We start from the raw sequence: 3,529 nt of genomic DNA, 5'->3' as shown, positions 1-3,529 counted from the left end.
ATCTAATCCTACATAGTTCATCTATCTCACCTCTCTTATCTGAGAGGCGAGGCAACTTTAACATGTCATCTTTACATTCAGCAAAGGTTTATATAGAGTTTAACTCATTTTTCTGTGTTAGTTTAGGGATGCACAAAACATCTAAATTAACATAAAACTTAGATGTAATCATGTATGATTTGATGGGATGCTGCAGATGCAAAATATAGCTAATCTAAAGAAGAAGCTAGGTTTTTCGTTGTTTATTTTTACATTTTTATTATTGGTTTTATTTTTCAATGAAAATGTTTGGGCTGCTTCGGCATCATATACACCTGAGCCACCACATGGTAAAACAAAAGGTTTTACGAACATCAACTACGAATATGTTGTTTATACGAGAGATGTTGGGTCATTTTGGGTTTTTGACTGGGGTGATGGCACAAATACTGGTTGGGTTAAGGTAGGTGAATCTGATACGTTGATTTCTCAGTCACATAGTTGGAAATTACCTGGTACGTATAATGTTAGAGTTAAACAAAAAACCTCATATAATGTAGAAAGCCAATGGTCTCCCCCTTTGATTGTTGTTATGGAATCAGATTTTGATGGTGATGGTTATATCGATGAGATTGAGTTCTCTTACAACACTGATTTTTCTAATCGATCTAGTTTCCCGTTAGATACAGATGGAGATGGTGTACCAGATGAAAATTCAAATGATGGGAAATATATGGGTGATGAGGATGATGATAATGATGGTTTAGTTGATAATGTTGAACTTAAGTTAGGTTCTAACCCAAAGGATAAATCAGATGTTAGAACTATTGGGATCAACACAGTAGATTATTATCTTGTTGATATCACAGGGGATGGTATAAAAGATGTTTTTTATAACCCTCTTAAAAATATTAATACAATGGTTCAGGTAACCAGAGATGGTTTATATCTGATAGATTTTAATGGAGACAATTTATGGGATTATGTGTACAATCCGTTTTATGGTACCATAGCAGTCTATGAGGAGGAAAGATTTGTTGAATTGCCGATGCCGCTTATAACCGTGGCTGGAGTTGTAGCAGCAATTGTATTAATCATATTCATTTTATTCAAAACAGGTGTTATTTATATATATCAGGAGTATGTTGTAGAGGAAAACAAGGATCATTGATTGAGACCCATCGATCTTTATATTTTATTTTGTTTTTTTGTGAACCAAATTTATTTTATATTGTTCCTCTTTACAGCCATTTATCATGATATGCCTGGGTGTTGAAGGAACAGCTCATACTATTGGTATTGGAATTGTAGAGGATATCAGGGGGAAATGCAAGGTTCTTTCTAATGTTATTAAGATTTATAGGCCTAAAAAAGGTGGTATACATCCGAGGGAAGCAGCTAATCACCATGCTGAGTATGTGGCTGATCTTATAAAGGAGTCGATTAAAAAATCTGGGGTTAATTTCGATGATGTTGACTTGATTTCTTTTTCAAAGGGTCCTGGTCTTGGGCCTTGTCTTAGAACCGCTGCTACAGCTGCTAGGGCTCTTTCTTTGTCATTGGATAAACCAATTGTTGGTGTGAATCATTGTGTTGCTCATCTTGAGATAGGACGTGGGACGTTAGCTGGTTGTAAAGACCCTGTCTTGCTTTATACATCTGGTGCTAACACGCAGGTTATAGCTTTTGCAGAGGGTAAATACCGTGTTTTTGGTGAAACCCTGGATATAGGTATTGGTAACTGTCTTGATAAATTTGGTAGAACCATTGGTTTGGATTTCCCATGTGGACCAAAGATTGAGGATTTTGCAAAAAACGGTAAACAATACCTTGATTTACCTTATTCTATAAAGGGTATGGACCTTGCTTTCTCAGGTTTGTTAACAGCAGCAGAACAATATTACAAAAACGGGGAAAAAGTTGAGGATATATGTTACTCTATACAGGAAACTACTTTTGCTGCTTTGACAGAGGTTACAGAGAGGGCTATGGCGCACACAGATAAGTATGAGGTGCTTCTTGGTGGTGGTGTTGCTGCTAATAAACGTCTTCAGGATATGGTTAACACTATGGCCAAGGAAAGGGGTGCACGTTTTTTTGTTCCATCAAAAGATTTATGCATCGATAATGGTGCTATGATAGCGTGGCTTGGTTTATTGATGTACAAAAGCGGGGTAAGGATGAGTATAGAGGAGACTGTTATAGACCAATACTTTAGAACAGATATGGTGGATGTGAGCTGGCGTGACTAAAAAAATAATATACCGGGGTGCAGAGGCTGAGATAACACTCTCTAAACACATGGGCTATACCGTAGTCCAAAAAAGGAGGATTAAAAAAACCTATCGTATAAAAAACATTGATGACAAGCTGAGATCATATCGTACACGCGAAGAAGCGAAATTGATGATAGAGGCACGCATGCATGGTATATCTACACCGATAATCTATGATGTGGATCTTTTAAATGGTGTTATAACAATGGAGTACCTTAGGGGTAAAAGAATAAAAGACATCCTGAATAGAGTTAGTGAAAAAGAAAGAAAACGTATATGCAACAAAATAGGTGAGAGCATAGCGAGATTTCATAACAACAACATAATACATGGTGACATTACAACATCAAACATGATACTCATGGATGATAGAATACATTTCATAGATTTTGGTTTAGGGGAGAAAAACAGTGAGATAGAAGCAAAAGGTGTGGATTTACATGTTTTAATGGAGGCTATAGAGTCAACGCACTCGAAACACTCAAAATGTTTTGAATATGTTTTAGAAGGTTATAGAAGAGAATACAGGGGTAACCCTGAGCATGTTATCAACAAGATAGATGAGATTGTGAAAAGAGGTAGGTACCGATGAAGAAAATATATTTTATCACAAGTAACAAGGGTAAGCAAGCTGAGGCAAAAGAAAAACTATCAACCATTGGTTTTGATGTTATTCAACATAATATTGGTTACCCTGAGATACAGGCTGATACACTAGAAGAAGTCATATGTTTTGGTGTAGAGGACATACAAAAAAGGTTTGATAAACCATTTTTTTTGGAGGATGCAGGTCTTTTTGTTGATCATCTAAAAGGTTTCCCTGGTGTGTACTCATCCTATGTTTTCCGTACCATAGGCTGCAAAGGGATACTTAAACTGATGGATGGCGAGGAAAACAGAAAAGCTACTTTCAAGTCAGTCATAGCCTATAAAGAACCTGGTGAAAAACCATTAATTTTTGTTGGTGAATGCCATGGTGATATAACTACAAGAGAGTTAGGCACCCATGGTTTCGGTTTCGACCCTATCTTTATCCCATCTGGTGAAAAAAGGACTTTTGCTCAGATGGAGATAAAAGAAAAAAACCTTCTATCCCATAGGGGGAGATCCTTAGATAAATTGGCTGATTTTTTTAAAAAACAAAAGATAGAAAATTCCCTAGTGTCCTAGCATAATTAAAATATTATAAATTGTATCACCTTCTTTGGTGATATGTGGATGGGATGTAAGATAACCATAGAAAAAAGAAAGTAGTTGAAATAACGAGCGAAGAC

General features: G+C 36.3%; 4 protein-coding genes. All 4 read left to right on the top strand.

The features are described 5' to 3' along the window. Positions 1–196: 196 nt before the first annotated feature. The 4 genes from QHH19_07005 (at position 197) to QHH19_06990 (ending at position 3,425) form a co-directional block, all read left to right on the top strand. Positions 197–1,150, top strand: a complete 954-nt coding sequence (locus QHH19_07005; GenBank protein MDH7518068.1) for a hypothetical protein — start codon at positions 197–199, stop codon at positions 1,148–1,150. An 85-nt stretch (positions 1,151–1,235) separates the two neighbouring features. After that, on the top strand, positions 1,236–2,231 hold the full coding sequence (locus tag QHH19_07000; protein ID MDH7518067.1) for a bifunctional N(6)-L-threonylcarbamoyladenine synthase/serine/threonine protein kinase: 996 nt from the start codon (positions 1,236–1,238) through the stop codon (positions 2,229–2,231). Then, the gene (locus QHH19_06995) at positions 2,224–2,847 is read left to right on the top strand and encodes a KEOPS complex kinase/ATPase Bud32 (protein MDH7518066.1); all 624 of its coding nucleotides are present in this window, start codon (positions 2,224–2,226) and stop codon (positions 2,845–2,847) included. Before QHH19_07000 ends, QHH19_06995 begins: the two co-directional genes overlap by 8 nt. Beyond that, positions 2,844–3,425 (top strand): XTP/dITP diphosphatase, encoded by a 582-nt coding sequence (locus QHH19_06990; GenBank protein ID MDH7518065.1) that lies wholly within the window; start codon positions 2,844–2,846, stop codon positions 3,423–3,425. The genes QHH19_06995 and QHH19_06990 overlap by 4 nt, the downstream gene beginning before the upstream one ends. Positions 3,426–3,529 lie beyond the last annotated feature (104 nt).

The sequence above is a fragment of the Candidatus Thermoplasmatota archaeon genome (assembly GCA_029907305.1).
Classification (GTDB): domain Archaea; phylum Thermoplasmatota; class E2; order DHVEG-1; family DHVEG-1; genus JARYMC01.
The sequence above is the reverse complement of the archived record's forward strand: the minus strand, read 5'-3'. Positions and strand labels throughout refer to the sequence as shown.

Excerpts from the sequence above, each read along its gene's own strand:
- QHH19_07005 (MDH7518068.1), top strand. The coding sequence starts at position 197 with ATGCAAAATATAGCTAATCTAAAGAAGAAGCTAGGTTTTTCGTTGTTT.
- QHH19_07000 (MDH7518067.1), top strand. The coding sequence starts at position 1,236 with ATGATATGCCTGGGTGTTGAAGGAACAGCTCATACTATTGGTATTGGA.
- QHH19_06990 (MDH7518065.1), top strand. The coding sequence starts at position 2,844 with ATGAAGAAAATATATTTTATCACAAGTAACAAGGGTAAGCAAGCTGAG.